The organism is Streptomyces sp. NPDC088553, from assembly GCF_044752965.1.
In the GTDB taxonomy this organism is placed as follows: domain Bacteria; phylum Actinomycetota; class Actinomycetes; order Streptomycetales; family Streptomycetaceae; genus Streptomyces.
The window spans coordinates 365,386-380,377 of the sequence record NZ_JBIVMG010000005.1 but is presented as its reverse complement, the minus strand read 5'-3'; the positions used below and the strand labels follow the sequence as shown (position 1 = coordinate 380,377).

Annotated in this window: 10 protein-coding genes; 3 read left to right on the top strand and 7 right to left on the bottom strand. The window is 70.8% G+C overall.

Features of this window, described 5'->3' with window-relative positions; genetic code table 11:
- Window positions 1–196: 196 nt before the first annotated feature.
- On the bottom strand, window positions 197–1,207 hold the full coding sequence (locus tag ACIP8Z_RS18470) for a polyprenyl synthetase family protein (protein ID WP_073910987.1): 1,011 nt from the start codon (window positions 1,205–1,207) through the stop codon (window positions 197–199).
- Between the two features lie 210 nt (window positions 1,208–1,417).
- Between ACIP8Z_RS18470 and ACIP8Z_RS18465 the strand changes: the two genes are divergently transcribed.
- On the top strand, window positions 1,418–2,923 hold the full coding sequence (locus tag ACIP8Z_RS18465) for a peptide MFS transporter (protein ID WP_402084583.1): 1,506 nt from the start codon (window positions 1,418–1,420) through the stop codon (window positions 2,921–2,923).
- 32 nt (window positions 2,924–2,955) lie between these two features.
- Window positions 2,956–4,956 carry a CocE/NonD family hydrolase gene (locus ACIP8Z_RS18460; RefSeq protein WP_402084581.1) on the top strand — a complete coding sequence of 667 codons (2,001 nt, stop codon included), beginning with the start codon at window positions 2,956–2,958 and terminating at the stop codon, window positions 4,954–4,956.
- A gap of 38 nt (window positions 4,957–4,994) precedes the next feature.
- Here ACIP8Z_RS18460 and ACIP8Z_RS18455 read toward each other — a convergent pair whose 3' ends face one another.
- Window positions 4,995–6,344: a peptidase gene (locus ACIP8Z_RS18455; RefSeq protein ID WP_402084578.1), complete on the bottom strand. Its 1,350-nt coding sequence runs from the start codon at window positions 6,342–6,344 to the stop codon at window positions 4,995–4,997.
- Window positions 6,345–6,632: 288 nt separating this feature from the next.
- Between ACIP8Z_RS18455 and fahA the strand changes: the two genes are divergently transcribed.
- Window positions 6,633–7,859, top strand: a complete 1,227-nt coding sequence (gene fahA, locus ACIP8Z_RS18450) for a fumarylacetoacetase (RefSeq protein WP_402084576.1) — start codon at window positions 6,633–6,635, stop codon at window positions 7,857–7,859.
- Between the two features lie 9 nt (window positions 7,860–7,868).
- On the opposite strand, the gene ACIP8Z_RS18445 is transcribed toward fahA, so the two are convergent.
- The 5 genes from ACIP8Z_RS18445 to nuoL all read right to left on the bottom strand — a co-directional run bounded on the left by ACIP8Z_RS18445 (window position 7,869) and on the right by nuoL (window position 14,984).
- Window positions 7,869–8,693, bottom strand: coding sequence for a carbohydrate-binding protein (locus tag ACIP8Z_RS18445; protein ID WP_402084573.1), 825 nt, complete (start codon window positions 8,691–8,693; stop codon window positions 7,869–7,871).
- Between the two features lie 46 nt (window positions 8,694–8,739).
- Complete coding sequence (locus tag ACIP8Z_RS18440) at window positions 8,740–9,714, bottom strand: helix-turn-helix domain-containing protein (RefSeq protein ID WP_402084570.1); 975 nt, start codon at window positions 9,712–9,714, stop codon at window positions 8,740–8,742.
- Between the two features lie 142 nt (window positions 9,715–9,856).
- Window positions 9,857–11,518 (bottom strand): NADH-quinone oxidoreductase subunit NuoN, encoded by a 1,662-nt coding sequence (gene nuoN, locus ACIP8Z_RS18435; protein ID WP_319310796.1) that lies wholly within the window; start codon window positions 11,516–11,518, stop codon window positions 9,857–9,859.
- Window positions 11,515–13,086 carry an NADH-quinone oxidoreductase subunit M gene (locus tag ACIP8Z_RS18430; RefSeq protein ID WP_402084568.1) on the bottom strand — a complete coding sequence of 524 codons (1,572 nt, stop codon included), beginning with the start codon at window positions 13,084–13,086 and terminating at the stop codon, window positions 11,515–11,517. Before ACIP8Z_RS18430 ends, nuoN begins: the two co-directional genes overlap by 4 nt.
- A gap of 5 nt (window positions 13,087–13,091) precedes the next feature.
- Window positions 13,092–14,984: an NADH-quinone oxidoreductase subunit L gene (gene nuoL / locus ACIP8Z_RS18425; protein ID WP_402084566.1), complete on the bottom strand. Its 1,893-nt coding sequence runs from the start codon at window positions 14,982–14,984 to the stop codon at window positions 13,092–13,094.
- Between the last annotated feature and the right edge of the window lie 8 nt (window positions 14,985–14,992).

Genomic DNA, 14,992 nt, shown 5'->3' with positions numbered 1-14,992 from the left:
TGTCTCCATCTCACCAAAGGGGAGGGGCGGAAGCGTCAGCCCGGGGGATCAACCTCACGTACTGCTTCGGGATGACCCGACCCTGAGACGGGCCGCCGTGCGGCGGACCGCGCCGGGGCCGTCCGTGGGCCGTTCCCAGGGGCGGTGCGCCGTTCCCTGAGGCCGTCGGCCCGTCCGTGCGCCGTTCCCGGGGGCCTCAGCCCGCCCGGTGGACCACCGCGTCGCACATCTCGGCGAGGGCCGCCTTCGCGTACCCGTCCGGCAGCGGCGCGAGCATCGCGCGCGCCTCCTCGGCGTACCGCACGGTGTCCCGGCGGGCCTGCTCCAGGGCCGGGTGGGCGCGCAGCCGGCGCAGTACCTCGGCGTGCCGGGCGTCGTCCGTCAGATCGCCGTCGACGAGCTCGACGAGCTCCAGGTCCTCGGGGCGCCCGTGTGCGGCGGCCGCGGCCCGCAGGTGCAGGACGGGCAGGGTCGGGATGCCCTCGCGGAGGTCGGTGCCGGGGGTCTTGCCGGACTCGTGGGAGTCGGAGGCGATGTCGAGGACGTCGTCGGCGAGCTGGAAGGCGACGCCGAGCCGCTCGCCGTACTGGGTGAGGATGTCGACGACGCTCTCGTCGGCGCCGGACATCATGGCGCCGAAGCGGCAGGAGACGGCCACGAGGGAGCCGGTCTTGCCGCCGAGGACGTCGAGGTAGTGGTCGACCGGGTCGCGGTCCTCCTGCGGGCCGGCGGTCTCCAGGATCTGGCCGGTGACGAGCCGTTCGAACGCCTCGGACTGGATGCGTACGGCCTCAGGGCCGAGGTCCGCGAGCGTGTGCGAGGCGCGGGCGAAGAGGAAGTCACCCGTGAGGACGGCGATCGAGTTGCCCCAGCGGGTGTTGGCGCTGTCGACGCCGCGCCGGACGTCGGCCTCGTCCATGACGTCGTCGTGGTACAGCGTGGCCAGGTGGGTGAGTTCGACGACGACGGCGGAGGGCACGACGCCGGGCGCGTAGGGGTCGCCGAACTGGGCGGCGAGCATCACGAGCAGGGGGCGGAACCGCTTGCCACCGGCCAGGACGAGGTGCTGCGCGGCCTCCGTGATGAAGGGGACATCGCTCTTGGTGGCGTCGAGGAGGCCCGCCTCCACTGCCGCCAACCCGGTCTGGACATCGGCCTCAAGAGCCTGGTCCCGCACGCTAAGACCGAACGGCCCGACGACGGTCACGAGGGGGTCTCCTGTCTGCTGACGCCTGCTGATGTTCCCACGAATCGTTCACACGGATTGCGGGCGATCACGCTGACGATCACATGGATTGTCGATGTGTCGCTCGATTCACTCAAGCCAGCGTATCCGGTCACCTTTCGATCACCGTGGGCGCCTTCCCGTCACCCCCGGTATGTTCGGGATCAGCTCATACGACCAGGAGTATGCCCTTTGTCCCGAACAACGATCGACACCGATACGAACGGCGAGCAGCCTCCCCCCGAGGACGACCACGCCTTCTTCGGGCATCCCCGGGGTCTGCTGACCCTCTCCGGCCTGGAGGTCTGGGAGCGGTTCTCGTTCCTCGGCATGCAGGCCATCCTCGTCCTCTACTTCGCCGCGGCCGTCTCCGACGGCGGTCTCGGCATGGCGTCGGGCACCGCGGCCTCGGTCTCCGCGGCGTACGGCACGCTCGTCTACCTGGTCTCGGTGGCCGGCGGCTGGCTCGCGGACCGCATCCTCGGCTCGTACCGGGCGGTCCTCTGGGGCGGCATCCTGATCGCCTGCGGGCACTACGCGATGGCCGTGCCGACGGCCGCCATGACCTGGGTGGGCCTCGGCCTGATCAGCGCGGGCACGGGACTGCTCAAGCCGAACGTGGCGACCATGGTCGGCAAGCTGTACCGGACGGACGACGACCGCAGGGACGCCGGTTTCGCGCTCTACTACATGGCGATCAACATCGGCGCGTTCGCCGGCCCGCTGATCACCGGCTGGCTCGCCGACCACAAGGGCTACCACTGGGGCTTCTCGGCCGCCGCGCTCGGCATGACGCTCGGCCTCGTCCAGTACGTGGCGGGCCGCCGTCACCTGGCCGGACGCAAGCACTCCGCCGAGTTCGCGCTGGCCCCCGAGGCCATGCGGCGGGCGGTCCGGCTGATGATCGGCGGCGCGGTCGTCGTGGCCGTCGCCGCCACCGCCCTCGCGCTCGCGGGCTGGCTGACCATGGACCGCTTCGTGGACGTGCTGACCGTGATCTCGGTGATCGCGCCGGTCGTCTACTTCTGGGTGATGTTCACGAGCCCCCGGGTCACCGCCGAGGAGCGCGGCCGCCTCAAGCCGTACGTCGTGCTGTTCCTGGCCTCGGTCGTCTTCAACTTCATCCTCTTCCAGGCGTACTCGACGATGATCCTGCTGGCCTCCACCAACGCCCGTACGACCATCCTCGGCTTCGACTTCCCGGCGAGCTGGTACGCCTCCGCCCTCGGCGCCTTCGAGGTGGCCCTGGCACCCGTGGTGGCCGCCGTCTGGGCCCGGATGGGCCACCGGCAGCCGCACGCCTCCAACAAGATCGCCTTCGGCGTGATCCTCGGCGGTCTGTCGTTCCTCCTGATGGTCCTGCCGACCTCCGGGCACGCCGACGACACGTACCGGATGGCCGCCTGGTGGATCGTCGGCTCGTACCTGCTGCTCGGCCTCGGTGACGTGCTCCTGGAGACCTCCGGGATGTCGGCCACGAGCAAGCTCGCACCGAAGGCCTTCGCCAGCCAGACCATGTCGCTCTGGTTCCTCTCGCTCGCGCTCGCCAACGGCATCCAGGCGCAGACCGTGAAGCTCTACGACGACGTCTCCAAGCCCGTCTACTTCGGTGTGAACGGCGCCGTGGCCGTGCTCGTCGGCCTCGTCGTGATCGCCCTGGCGCCCTGGCTGCGCCGCACCATGCACCCCGTCCACTGAGGACCGCCCCGCCCGTCCATTGAGGTGACGTGATGACGAAGATCCGTACCGACTTCCCGTACGAGACCCGCCACGAGGACCTCCGCATCCCGCTGCCGGACGGAACCCGGCTGTACGCGCGCGTGTGGCGGCCGCTCACCGACGAGCCCGTGCCGGCGCTCCTGGAGTACCTGCCGTACCGGCTCACCGACTGGACGGCGCCCCGGGACTGGCAGCGCCACCCCTGGTACGCGGGCCACGGCTACGCCTCCGTACGGGTCGACGTCCGCGGCCACGGCAACAGCGAGGGCCTGCCCGGCGACGAGTACGACCCGGTCGAGCTCGCCGACGGCGTGGCCGTCGTGAACTGGCTCGCCGAACAGCCGTGGTGCACCGGCAAGGTCGGCATGTTCGGCATCTCGTGGGGCGGCTTCAACTCGCTCCAGATCGCCGCGCTCGCCCCCGAACCCCTCAAGGCGATCGTCACCGTCTGCTCCACCGACGACCGCTACGACAACGACGTCCACTACATGGGCGGCTCGGTCCTCGCCGTCGACATGCACGCCTGGGCCGCCACCATGCTCGCCTTCGTCTGCCGCCCGCCCGACCCGCGGTACGTGGGCGAGGAGTGGCGCGACATGTGGCTGAAGCGCCTGGAGGCCGTGGAACCGTTCCTGCACACCTGGCTCTCCCACCAGACCCGCGACGCGTACTGGCGGCACGGCAGCGTCTGCGAGGACTACGGCGCGATCCGGGCCGCCGTCCTCGCCGTCGGCGGCTGGCACGACCCGTACCGCGACACCGTCCTGCGGCTCGCCCAGCACCTCCCCCAGGACCGGGTGCGCGGCATCATCGGCCCCTGGTCGCACCAGTACCCGGACCGCGGGCTGCCGCCCGGTCCGGCCATCGGCTTCCTCCAGGAGACCCTGCGCTGGTGGGACCACCACCTCAAGGACGCCGACAACGACGTGATGGCCGAGCCGCTGCTCCGCTCCTGGATCAGCGACTCGCACCTGCCGGCGACGGTGTACGACGAGCTGCCGGGGCGCTGGGTCACCGACCCCGCCTGGCCCTCCCCGAACGTCACCCCCGTGACGTACGCCTTCCAGGGCGCGCCGGTCATGGTCGACTCGCCGCAGCAGACCGGGCTCGACGCGGGCCGCTTCTTCCCCTTCGGCAACGACGCCGACCTGCCGCCCGACCAGCGCGACGAGGACGCCCACTCGGCCTGCTTCGACTTCGCCGTCCCGGCGGACGGCGGCCCCGTGGAGATCCTCGGACGCCCGTCGGTGAGCCTCGCGCTGCGCACGGCCGCCCCGACCGGGCAGGTCGTCGCCCGGCTCTGCGACATCGCCCCCGACGGCTCCTCCACCCTGGTCACCCGGGGCGTGCTGAACTTCTCCGCCCGCTACGGCCGCGACCGGGCCGTGGAGGCGCAGATCGGCGAGACGGAGAGCTTCGTCTTCGAGCTGAACGGCATCGGCCACGCCTTCGCGCCCGGCCACCGGGTGCGTCTCGCGGTCTCGTCCACGTACTGGCCGTGGATCTGGCCGCAGCCGGACGCGGCGGGCTTCACCCTCGACCCGGCGGGCTCCTCCCTGACCCTGCCGGCCCGCCGCCCCACCCAGGACGCCGTCGAATGGGAGGAGCCGGAGCAGTCGGAGCCGCTCGGCGTGGTCTTCCCGAGCACCCTGGAGGAGCCGCGGCCCGAGCGGGTGGTGGTCAGGGACGTGGCGAAGGGCGAATGGACCCTGGAGGTCGACCCGAGGTACGGCGGCACGCGCGTGTACCCGGACGGCCTGGAGTTCACCGAGGACGCGGTGGAGACGTACACGATCGACGAGAGCGGCCCGCTGTCCGCCCGTACGAACTCGGAGTGGACGATCCGGCTCCACCGCCCGGAGCTGGCCTGGGACGTCACGGTCGACACCCGCTCGGAGATCACCTGCGACGCGGACGCGTTCTTCACGACGAACGAGGTGGTGTGCAAGGAGGGCGGGGAGGTCGTCTTCCACCGGACGTGGGAGAAGACGATCCCCCGTACGGCGGGCTGAGGGCACGCCGTACGGGGGACCGGAGGAGCGGGGTCTGGTTACGCGTTCGTGCCGGCCTTGCGGCGGCGGGCGATCACCAGGGCGCCGGCGCCGAGGGCGACGGTCGCGGCGGCCGCGAGGCCGAGCTGGGTGAGGTTCTCGTTCGCACCGGTGGCGGCGAGGCTGCCCTTCACCGGGGTGCTCGACGAACCGCCCTGCTGGGTGGTGTTGCTGTTGCCGCCGTTGGTGGGCGCCGGGGTGGGCGTCGCGGTGGTCTCCGACGGCGTCGGCTCGGGCTTCGGCTTGTCGGTCTTGGCCGCGAGGATGTCGAAGTTCGCGTGCGCGTACTCCTCACCGAGGCCGCAGGTCTTGTCGTTGTTCTCGTACGCGCCGACGGCGAAGGCGACACCGGGGCCGACCGGAGTCTTGGCGTCGAGCGTGAGGCGCAGCTTCACGTCGGCGTGGCCGCCCTTGGCGATCGCGCCGACCTCGACCGCGTCGAAGTCCTCCGTGACGGGCGACCAGTGCGGGTTGCCGGCGCCGGTCCACTCGACGGTGATGTACCGCTTGAAGAAGCCGTTCTCGTCTTCCGGGCCCTCGCCGTCCACGAGCGGGGTGGCGTCGGCGTAGGCCTCGACCTGGTCCAGGACCCGGTCAGTCGTGTTGGTGATACGCAGGGAGAAGATGGCGCTCGTGCCGACGGTGACCTTCTTGGGGCCGGTGAGCGCGACCTTGACGGCGTCGTCCACCTTGCAGTCGTCGAGACCGCCGTTCTCGAAGTCCTCCAGGGCCTTCTCGGCGGCCGCGAGCTCCTCCTTCGCGGTCTTCAGCTCCTTGTCGATGCGCGAGAGCTGACGGAAGAGCGCCACCAGGGCGTCGTCGTAGGCCTCGTCGGCGGCGTCGAACCGGACCTGCGCGGCGGCCTTGGCGGCGTCGGCGGCCTCGGCGGCCTTCTTCGCGTCGGCGACGGCCTTCTCGGCGTCCGCCTTCTGCTGCTCGGTGGGCGGCGTCTCGCCCTCGGCGGGGGTCTCCAGGAGCTTCTTCAGCGCCGCCTCGGCCTTGGCCAGCGTCTCGTCGGCGGTGGTCTTGGCGGCCTTGGCGGCTTCCAGGGCCTTCTTCGCCTGGGCGAGCTCGGTCGCCACGGCCTCGCCGACGTCATCGGCGTCGATCTTCTTCTCGTAGCCGTCGCGCTCGGCGTTGAGCGCCGCGATCTTCGCCTCCGCCTTCGTGACGGCGGCGACGAGCTTCTCGTACTCTTCGAAGTCCGGGTCTTCGTCACCCGGGGCGGTCTTCTGCGTCGACGCGGGCGCCGGCTTCGTGTCGGCGAACGCGGGCGCGGCCGAGAGGAACACGACAGGGGTGGTCACGGCGGCGGCCACGGCGGTCGCGAGGATGCGACGAATCTTCACAGTGCGGACCCTTTTTCCTGGTCAGGGAAGGATGAAAGACATACGGGGCGCGCCTGCGGCAACTTCACGCGGCGCGATACCACCGTGATCGTATGGCCAGGACCGGCCGTTCGGGAGACCTGTTTTCGCAGCTCGGGACGGGGTTGGGCGCACTCCGGCCACACAAAGCGCACAAAGCTCGACAGTTGCCCACGGAGGCCGCACTTTCTGTGTGATCCATGTCATCCACGCCCGACAGCGCGCCCCGTAACGTGTCCCCCACACACGTGGAAAGCGAGGCACGCACCGATGTCCGAGCACAGCCCGCTCGACCTGGCCGAGGGCGATCCCTTCGGCCCGCACAACCTCCCGTACGGCGTCTTCTCCACCGCCGACGAGCCCGACCGGCGCCGACTCGGCGTCCGGATCGGCGGGCACGTGCTGGACGCGGGTGCCGCGGCGCACGCGCTCGGCTCCCCGTACGCGGCGCTCCTCGACCGGCCGAGCCTCAACCCGCTCCTCGCGGCCGGGCGGACCGCCTGGCGTGACGTCCGCCGGGCGCTCACCGCCTGGGTGACGGTGCCCGCGCACCGGGCGGACATCGAGCCGCTGCTGCACCCGCTCGACGGGGTGACCCTGCATCTGCCGTACGAGGTCGCGGACTACGTCGACTTCTACGCGAGCGAGCACCACGCGACGAACGTGGGCCGGATCTTCCGCCCCGACGGCGACGCGCTCACCCCCAACTGGAAGCACCTGCCGATCGGTTACCACGGTCGCGCGGGCACGGTCGTGGTCTCCGCCACCGATGTCGTACGCCCTTCGGGGCAGCGCAAGGCCCCGGCGGACCCGGCGCCGGTGTTCGGCCCCTCCGTCAAGCTGGACATCGAGGCGGAGGTCGGCTTCCTGGTCGGCACCCCGTCGGAGCTCGGCAGGCCGGTCGCGCTCGGCGACTTCCGGGAGCACGTCTTCGGTCTGACGCTGCTCAACGACTGGTCGGCGCGGGACGTGCAGGCCTGGGAGTACGTGCCGCTGGGCCCGTTCCTGGGCAAGTCGTTCCAGACCTCGGTGGCGGCGTGGGTGACGCCCCTGGAGGCGCTGGACGCCGCCCGGACCGCCCCGCCCGCGCGGGACTTCCCGCTCCTTCCGTACCTGGACGACGCGGGTGAGGAGGAGCCGGGCGGCTTCGACGTGCGGATCGCGGTGGAGATCAACGGCGAGGTGGTGGCCGAGCCGCCGTTCTCCACCATGTACTGGACGGCCGCGCAGCAGCTCGCCCATATGACGGTGAACGGCGCCTCGCTGCGTACGGGTGACCTGTACGGCTCCGGGACGGTGTCCGGGCCCGAGGTGAACCAGCGCGGTTCGCTGCTCGAACTGACCTGGAACGGCCGTGACGCGATCGAACTCGCGGGTGGCAAGCGGACGTTCCTGGAGGACGGCGACGAGGTCGTGATGACGGCCTGGGCGCCGGGCCCGGACGGTACGCGGGTGGGCCTGGGCGAGGTCCGGGGCCGGATCGTCCCCTCGGCCTGACCGGTCCGCCTACACGGCCCGCCAGAGCGCGGGCACGTTCGGCGGCTCCCAGCCGGCCTGGCCCGTGTGCGCCTGCAGGCACACATAGGCCGGGCCGCCGTAGGTGACCCGGTCCCCCGCCCGGTAGGCGGTCCCGGCGGCCCAACTCCCGCCGGGCGGCTGGGTGGTCGCGGTGGCCGTCGGGCTCGGGCCGGGGTTCTGCGGCACGTTCAGGACGAAGTCGAAGGCCGCCTCCTTGGCCGCGCCCGCGTCCCGCACGCTCATCAGGAGCCGGGCGTCGAAGATGCTGTCGGTGTTGTTGCGGGGCTCGCCCGGGAAGTACAGCTGCGAGGTGAGCACCGGGCGCCCGGGGGCCTGCACCTTGACGTGGAGGTGCCGGGTGCGGCCCGGGTAGAGGCCGGGCACGATCGTGGTCAGCTTGAACGCGCCCTGGGCGTCGGTGAACTGGTGCCCGCGGAAGCGGAAGCCGGTGTTGTCGTAGGCGCCGTTGGTGTCGGCCTGCCAGAAGTCGAGCAGGGCGCCGGCTATCGGCCGGCAGGCGAGCCCGAAGACGAAGCCGCTCACCGTCAGCCGGACGCCGGCCGTGCCCGACTCCAACAGGCTGTTCCGCAGGGGCGAGTTGGGCTTGAAGTACGGGCCCTCTGTCTGCGGCACCGTGGGGTCGTCGCCGTCGTCGCACTCCGGCGTCAGCGCGGGCGCCACCTCGCCCGCCGTGAGGGTACGGGCGAGTGCCGGTACGCCCATGAGGACCGCGGGCGCCGCGATGCCTGCCGCGAGGGCGGCCCGCAGCACCGCCTTACGGGTGACGTGCCCGGTACTGGTCTCGTTGTCCATGCCTGCCTGCTCCTCGCGTGGGGGCTGAGGGGGGTCGGCACTGAACCTAGGCGGGCCGGGCGCCGCCTTCGATGGACGGATCACGGCGGTCGTGGTGTTTCCGTTCGTCGCGCCTCCGTTCGTCGCGCTTCCGTTCGTGGGACCTCCGGAAGTCCCCGGGGCTGAGACCCGTCTCACGGCGGAAGAAGCGGCAGAAGTACGCGGGGTCGTCGAAGCCGGCCCGGGCCGCCACCTGACGTATCGAAAGACCGGTTCCGACGAGCAGGCGTTGGGCCTCCCGGGAGCGCGCCTCGCGGAGCAGCGCGCCGGGGGTGCGGCCCGTGGCGGTCCTGACGGCTTCGGTGAGGTAGCCCGGGGTGACGCCGATCAGCTCGGCGCACTCCCGTACGGTCAGCCCTTCCGTTCCGGTACGGGCGAGCAGGCGGGCGAACTCCTCGGCGACGGCCGCGGGTCTGCCCGGTGGGGGCGCGTGCGTGCCGGGGCCGCGCAGTCTCGCCGTACGGACCAGGAGGACGTGCAGCAGGGAGCGCAGGACGGTCGCGAAGCCGTCGGCGCCGTGCCCGTACTCCTCGATGAGTTCGCCCATCAGACGGCCGGTACGCGCGTGCGTGGGTCCGTCGAGGGTGAGCCAGGGCCGCTCGCCGAGGCGGCGCAGGAGGTCGCGGTCGCCGGGGTGGTCGAGGAGGAAGTCCTCGGTGAAGAGGACGACGGTGCCGTCCAGTCCCCGGGTGTCCTCCCAGTGGTGCAGCTGTCCGGGCAGGATGAGGCCCAGATGGGGTGGGTGGAGCTCCCAGCGGGCGAGGTCCACGACGTGGGTGCCGGTCCCGGCGGTGACGTGGACGATCTCGTAGAAGGTGTGCCGGTGCGGGAACGCGGCCCTGGACATGGGGCCGATGGTGTCGAAGGTCCCCACGGCGAAGGGCACCTGGTCGGGCAGCCGAACCTCCAGGCGGTGCATGGGCGGGTCGCCGGCTCTCGGGGCGGTACAGGGAGTCCCGGGTAAGGCGGTCGTGCCGCTCATGGGCGGCTCCCCTCTCCTCGACTGGTACAGACCACTGGGGGTGGTTCCCACGATGGCACGGCACCCTCCCCCGGGTCACCCCCGCGTACGACGAAGGGCCCGGCTCGCCCCCGAGCCGGGCCCCTCACGCGTCCGTCCGGAGCTACCGGACGAACACGCTCGCCTGGTTCGCGAGATCCAGGAAGTACTGCGGCGCGAAGCCGAGCACCAGCGTCACCGCCACACCCGCCGCGATCGTGACCGTCGTCAGGGCCGAGGGCACGGCGACCGTGGGGCCGTCCGCCTTCGGCTCGCTGAAGAACATGAGCACGATGACCCGGATGTAGAAGAACGCGGCGATCGCCGAGGAGATCACACCGACCACGACGAGCGCGCCCGCGCCGCCGTCCGCCGCCGCCGAGAAGACCGCGAACTTCCCGGAGAAGCCGGAGGTCAGCGGGATGCCGGCGAAGGCGAGCAGGAACACCGCGAAGACCGCCGCGACGAGCGGCGAACGCCGCCCGAGACCGGCCCACTTGGAGAGGTGGGTGGCCTCGCCGCCCGCGTCCCTGACCAGCGTGACGACGGCGAAGGCGCCGATGGTCACGAAGGAGTAGGCGCCCAGGTAGAAGAGGACGGACGAGATTCCGCTGGGCGTGGCCGCGATGACACCGGCGAGCAGGAAGCCCGCGTGCGCGATCGACGAGTAGGCGAGGAGCCGCTTGATGTCGGTCTGGGTGATGGCGACGATCGCACCGCCCAGCATGGTGACGATGGCGACGCCCCACATGACCGGCCGCCAGTCCCAGGTGAGGCCCGGCAGCACCACGTACAGCAGGCGGAGCAGCGCGCCGAACGCGGCGACCTTGGTCGCGGCGGCCATGAAGCCGGTGACCGGGGTCGGGGCGCCCTGGTAGACGTCCGGGGTCCACATGTGGAACGGCACGGCGCCGACCTTGAAGAGGAGCCCGGTGAGGATCATCGCGAAGCCGATGAGCAGCAGTGCGTCGTTGCCCATGGTGTCGGCGAGCGCCGGGTTGACGGTGGCGATGGAGCCGTCGACGACCTGGGCGATGGTGGCGTACGAGACGGAGCCCGCGTAGCCGTAGAGCAGGGCGATCCCGAAGAGCAGGAAGGCCGAGGAGAACGCGCCGAGCAGGAAGTACTTGACGGCCGCCTCCTGCGACATCAGCCGCTTGCGGCGGGCGACGGCGCAGAGCAGGTAGAGCGGGAGGGAGAAGACCTCCAGGGCGACGAAGAGCGTCAGGAGGTCGTTGGCGGCCGGGAAGACGAGCATGCCGGCGATGGCGAAGAGGGCGAGCGGGAAGACCTCGGTGGTGGTGAACCCGGCCTTGACGGCGGCCTTCTCGTGGTCGCTGCCGGGGACGGCGGCGGCCTCGGCGGCGAAGGAGTCGACCTTGTGGCCGTGGTCGGCCGGGTCGAGCCTGCGCTCGGCGAAGGTGAAGATCGCGACGACGGAGGCGAGGAGAATGGTGCCCTGGAGGAAGAGGGCGGGTCCGTCGACGGCGATGGCACCCATGGCCGCGATGTGGGCCTTGGTGGAGCCGTAACCGCCGGCCGCGAGGCCGACGATGGCGGCGAAGGCGGCGACGAGCGCCACGACGCTGAGGAAGACCTGGCTGTGGTAGCGGGCCTTGCGGGGCACGAAGGCCTCGACGAGGACGCTGACGATCGCGGCGCCGAGCACGATGAGTACGGGCGAGAGCTGGACGTACTCGATGTGGGGTGCCGGGATCTTGTCCAGCGGTTCGGCAGCGGTCGTCCACAGGCTGTGGACAGAGGACGCGACGGCTGATGTGCTCACTTGGCCGCCTCCACTTCGGGGCTGGGGTCCTTCTGCTGGACGTCGGACATGGTGTGCTGCACGGCCGGGTTGACGACGTCCGTCAGCGGCTTCGGGAAGACCCCGAGGAAGATCAGGACGGCGATCAGCGGGACGACCACGGCGAGTTCACGCACCCGCAGGTCGGGCAGCTGCCGCACCTCCTCCTTCACCGGCCCGGTCATCGTCCGCTGGTACAGGACGAGGGTGTAGAGCGCGGCGAGGACGATGCCGGTGGTGGCGATGACACCGGCCACCGGGTAGCGGGCGTACGTGCCGACCAGGACGAGGAACTCGCTGACGAACGGGGCGAGTCCGGGCAGCGACAGGGTCGCGAGACCGCCGATGAGGAAGGTGCCGGCGAGCACCGGGGCGACCTTCTGCACACCGCCGTAGTCGGCGATGAGCCGCGAGCCGCGCCGGGAGATCAGGAAGCCGGCGACGAGCATCAGGGCGGCCGTCGAGATGCCGTGGTTGACCATGTAGAGCGTGGCGCCGGACTGGCCCTGGGTGGTCATCGCGAAGATGCCCAGGATGATGAAGCCGAAGTGCGAGATCGACGCGTAGGCGACCAAGCGCTTGATGTCCCGCTGGCCGACGGCGAGCAGCGCCCCGTACACGATGCTGATGAGGGCGAGGACGACGATCGCGGGGGTGGCCCACTTGCTCGCCTCGGGGAAGAGCCCGAGGCAGAAGCGGAGCATCGCGAAGGTGCCGACCTTGTCGACGACGGCGGTGATGAGGACGGCGACCGGGGCGGTCGCCTCCCCCATCGCGTTCGGCAGCCAGGTGTGCAGCGGCCAGAGCGGCGCCTTCACCGCGAAGGCGAAGAAGAAGCCGAGGAACAGCCAGCGTTCCGTGCTGGTCGCCATCTCCAGCGAGCCGTTGGCCCGGGCCTCGGCGATCTCGGTGAGCGAGAAGTTCCCCGCGACCACGTAGAGCCCGATGACGGCGGCCAGCATGATGAGGCCGCCGACCAGGTTGTAGAGGAGGAACTTGACGGCCGCGTACGAGCGCTGGGCCGCCGCGTTCTCGTCGGAGCCCGTGTGGGCGCGGTCGCCGAAGCCGCCGATGAGGAAGTACATCGGGATGAGCATGGCTTCGAACAGGATGTAGAAGAGGAAGACGTCGGTGGCCTCGAAGGAGAGGATCACCATCGCCTCGACCATGAGGATCAGGGCGAAGAAGCCCTGGGTGGGCCGCCACCGCTTGGAGGAGGTCTCCAGGGGGTCGGCGTCGTGCCAGCCCGCCAGGATGATGAACGGGATCAGGAGTGCGGTCAGCGCGATGAGCGCGACCCCGATGCCGTCGACCCCGAGCTCGTAGCGGACGCCGAAGTCCTTGATCCAGGAGTGGGACTCGGTCAGCTGGTACCGCTCGCCGCCGGGCTCGAACCGTACGAAGACGACGGCGGCGAGCACGAGCGTGGCGAGCGAGACGAGCAGCGCCAGCCACTTGGCGGCGGTGCGGCGGGCGGCGGGCACGGCGGCGGTGAGGATCGCACCGACCGCCGGAACCGCTGCCGTCACCGTAAGGAGCGGGAATGACATGGTGGTTACACCGCCCTCATCAGCAGGGTCGCGGCGATCAGCACCGCCGTACCTCCGAACATGGAGACCGCGTACGAGCGGGCGTAGCCGTTCTGGAGCTTGCGCAGCCGACCGGAGAGTCCGCCGACACCGGCCGCGGTGCCGTTGACCACGCCGTCGACCAGGGAGTGGTCGACGTAGACGAGCGAGCGGGTCAGGTGGGTGCCGCCGCGGACGAAGACGGCGTGGTTGAAGTCGTCCTGGAGGAGGTCGCGGCGGGCGGCCCGGGTGAGGAGCGAGCCGCGCGGGGCGACGACCGGGACGGGCTTGCGCCCGTACTGGACGTACGCGAGGCCGACACCGATCACCATGACGGCGACGGTGGCGGTGGTGACGGCGGCGGCGCTGAGCGGCGAGTGGCCGTGGGCGAAGCCGGTGACCGGCTCCAGCCATTCGACGAACCCGGCGAACTCGAAGTAGGCGCCCGCGGCGACGGAGCCGACGGCGAGCAGGACCATGGGGATGACCATGGACCTGGGCGACTCGTGCGGGTGCGGCGGGTTGCCGTCCGCGTCGTTCTGCCAGCGCTTCTCGCCGAAGAAGGTCATCAGCATCACGCGGGTCATGTAGTACGCGGTGATGGCCGCGCCGAGCAGGGTGACCGAGCCGAGGATCCAGCCCTCGGTGCCGCCCTTGGCGAAGGCCGCCTCGATGATCTTGTCCTTGGAGAAGAAGCCGGACAGGCCGGGGAAGCCGATGATCGCGAGGTAGCCGAGGCCGAAGGTGATGAAGGTGACCGGCATGTACTTCCGCAGGCCGCCGTACTTCCGCATGTCGACCTCGTCGTTCATGCCGTGCATGACCGAACCGGCGCCGAGGAACAGACCGGCCTTGAAGAAGCCGTGGGTCACCAGGTGCATGATCGCGAAGACGTAGCCGATGGGGCCGAGGCCGGCGGCCAGGATCATGTAGCCGATCTGCGACATCGTCGAGCCGGCGAGGGCCTTCTTGATGTCGTCCTTCGCGCAACCGACGATCGCACCGAAGAGGAGCGTGACCGCGCCCACGATGGTGACGACGAGCTGCGCGTCGGGGGCGGCGTTGAAGATGTCGGCGGAACGGACGATCAGATAGACACCGGCGGTCACCATCGTGGCCGCGTGGATGAGGGCCGAGACCGGGGTCGGGCCCTCCATCGCGTCCCCGAGCCAGGACTGCAGCGGCACCTGGGCCGACTTGCCGCAGGCGGCGAGGAGCAGCATCAGACCGATCGCGGTCAGCTTGCCCTCGCTGGTCTCGTCGGTCGCCGCCAGCACCGGCCCGAAGGCGAAGGTGCCGAAGGTGGTGAACATGATCATGATGGCGATGGAGAGGCCCATGTCGCCGACCCGGTTGACCAGGAAGGCCTTCTTCGCGGCGGTGGCCGCGGTGGGCTTGTGCTGCCAGAAGCCGATCAGGAGGTACGAGGCGAGGCCGACGCCCTCCCAGCCGAAGTACAGGAGCAGGTAGTTGTCGGCGAGGACGAGCAGGAGCATCGCCGCGACGAACAGGTTGAGGTAGCCGAAGAAGCGGCGGCGGCGCTCGTCGTGCTCCATGTATCCGATGGAGTAGACGTGGATGAGCGTGCCGACCCCGCTGATCAGCAGGACGAAGGTCATCGACAGCTGGTCGAGCTGGAAGGCCATGTCCGCCTGGAAGCCCTCGACGGGGATCCAGGTGTAGAGCCGCTGGTGCAGGGCCCGGTCGTCGGCGCTCCTGCCGAGCATGTCGGCGAAGAGCGCCAGGCCGATGGCGAAGGAGGCGGCCGCGAACAGCGTGCCGATCCAGTGCCCGGTCTTGTCGAGCCGCCGTCCGCCCAGGAGCAGGACGGCCGCGCCGAGCAGGGGTGCACCGATGAGCAGCGCAATGAGATTTTCCACGGTCAGCC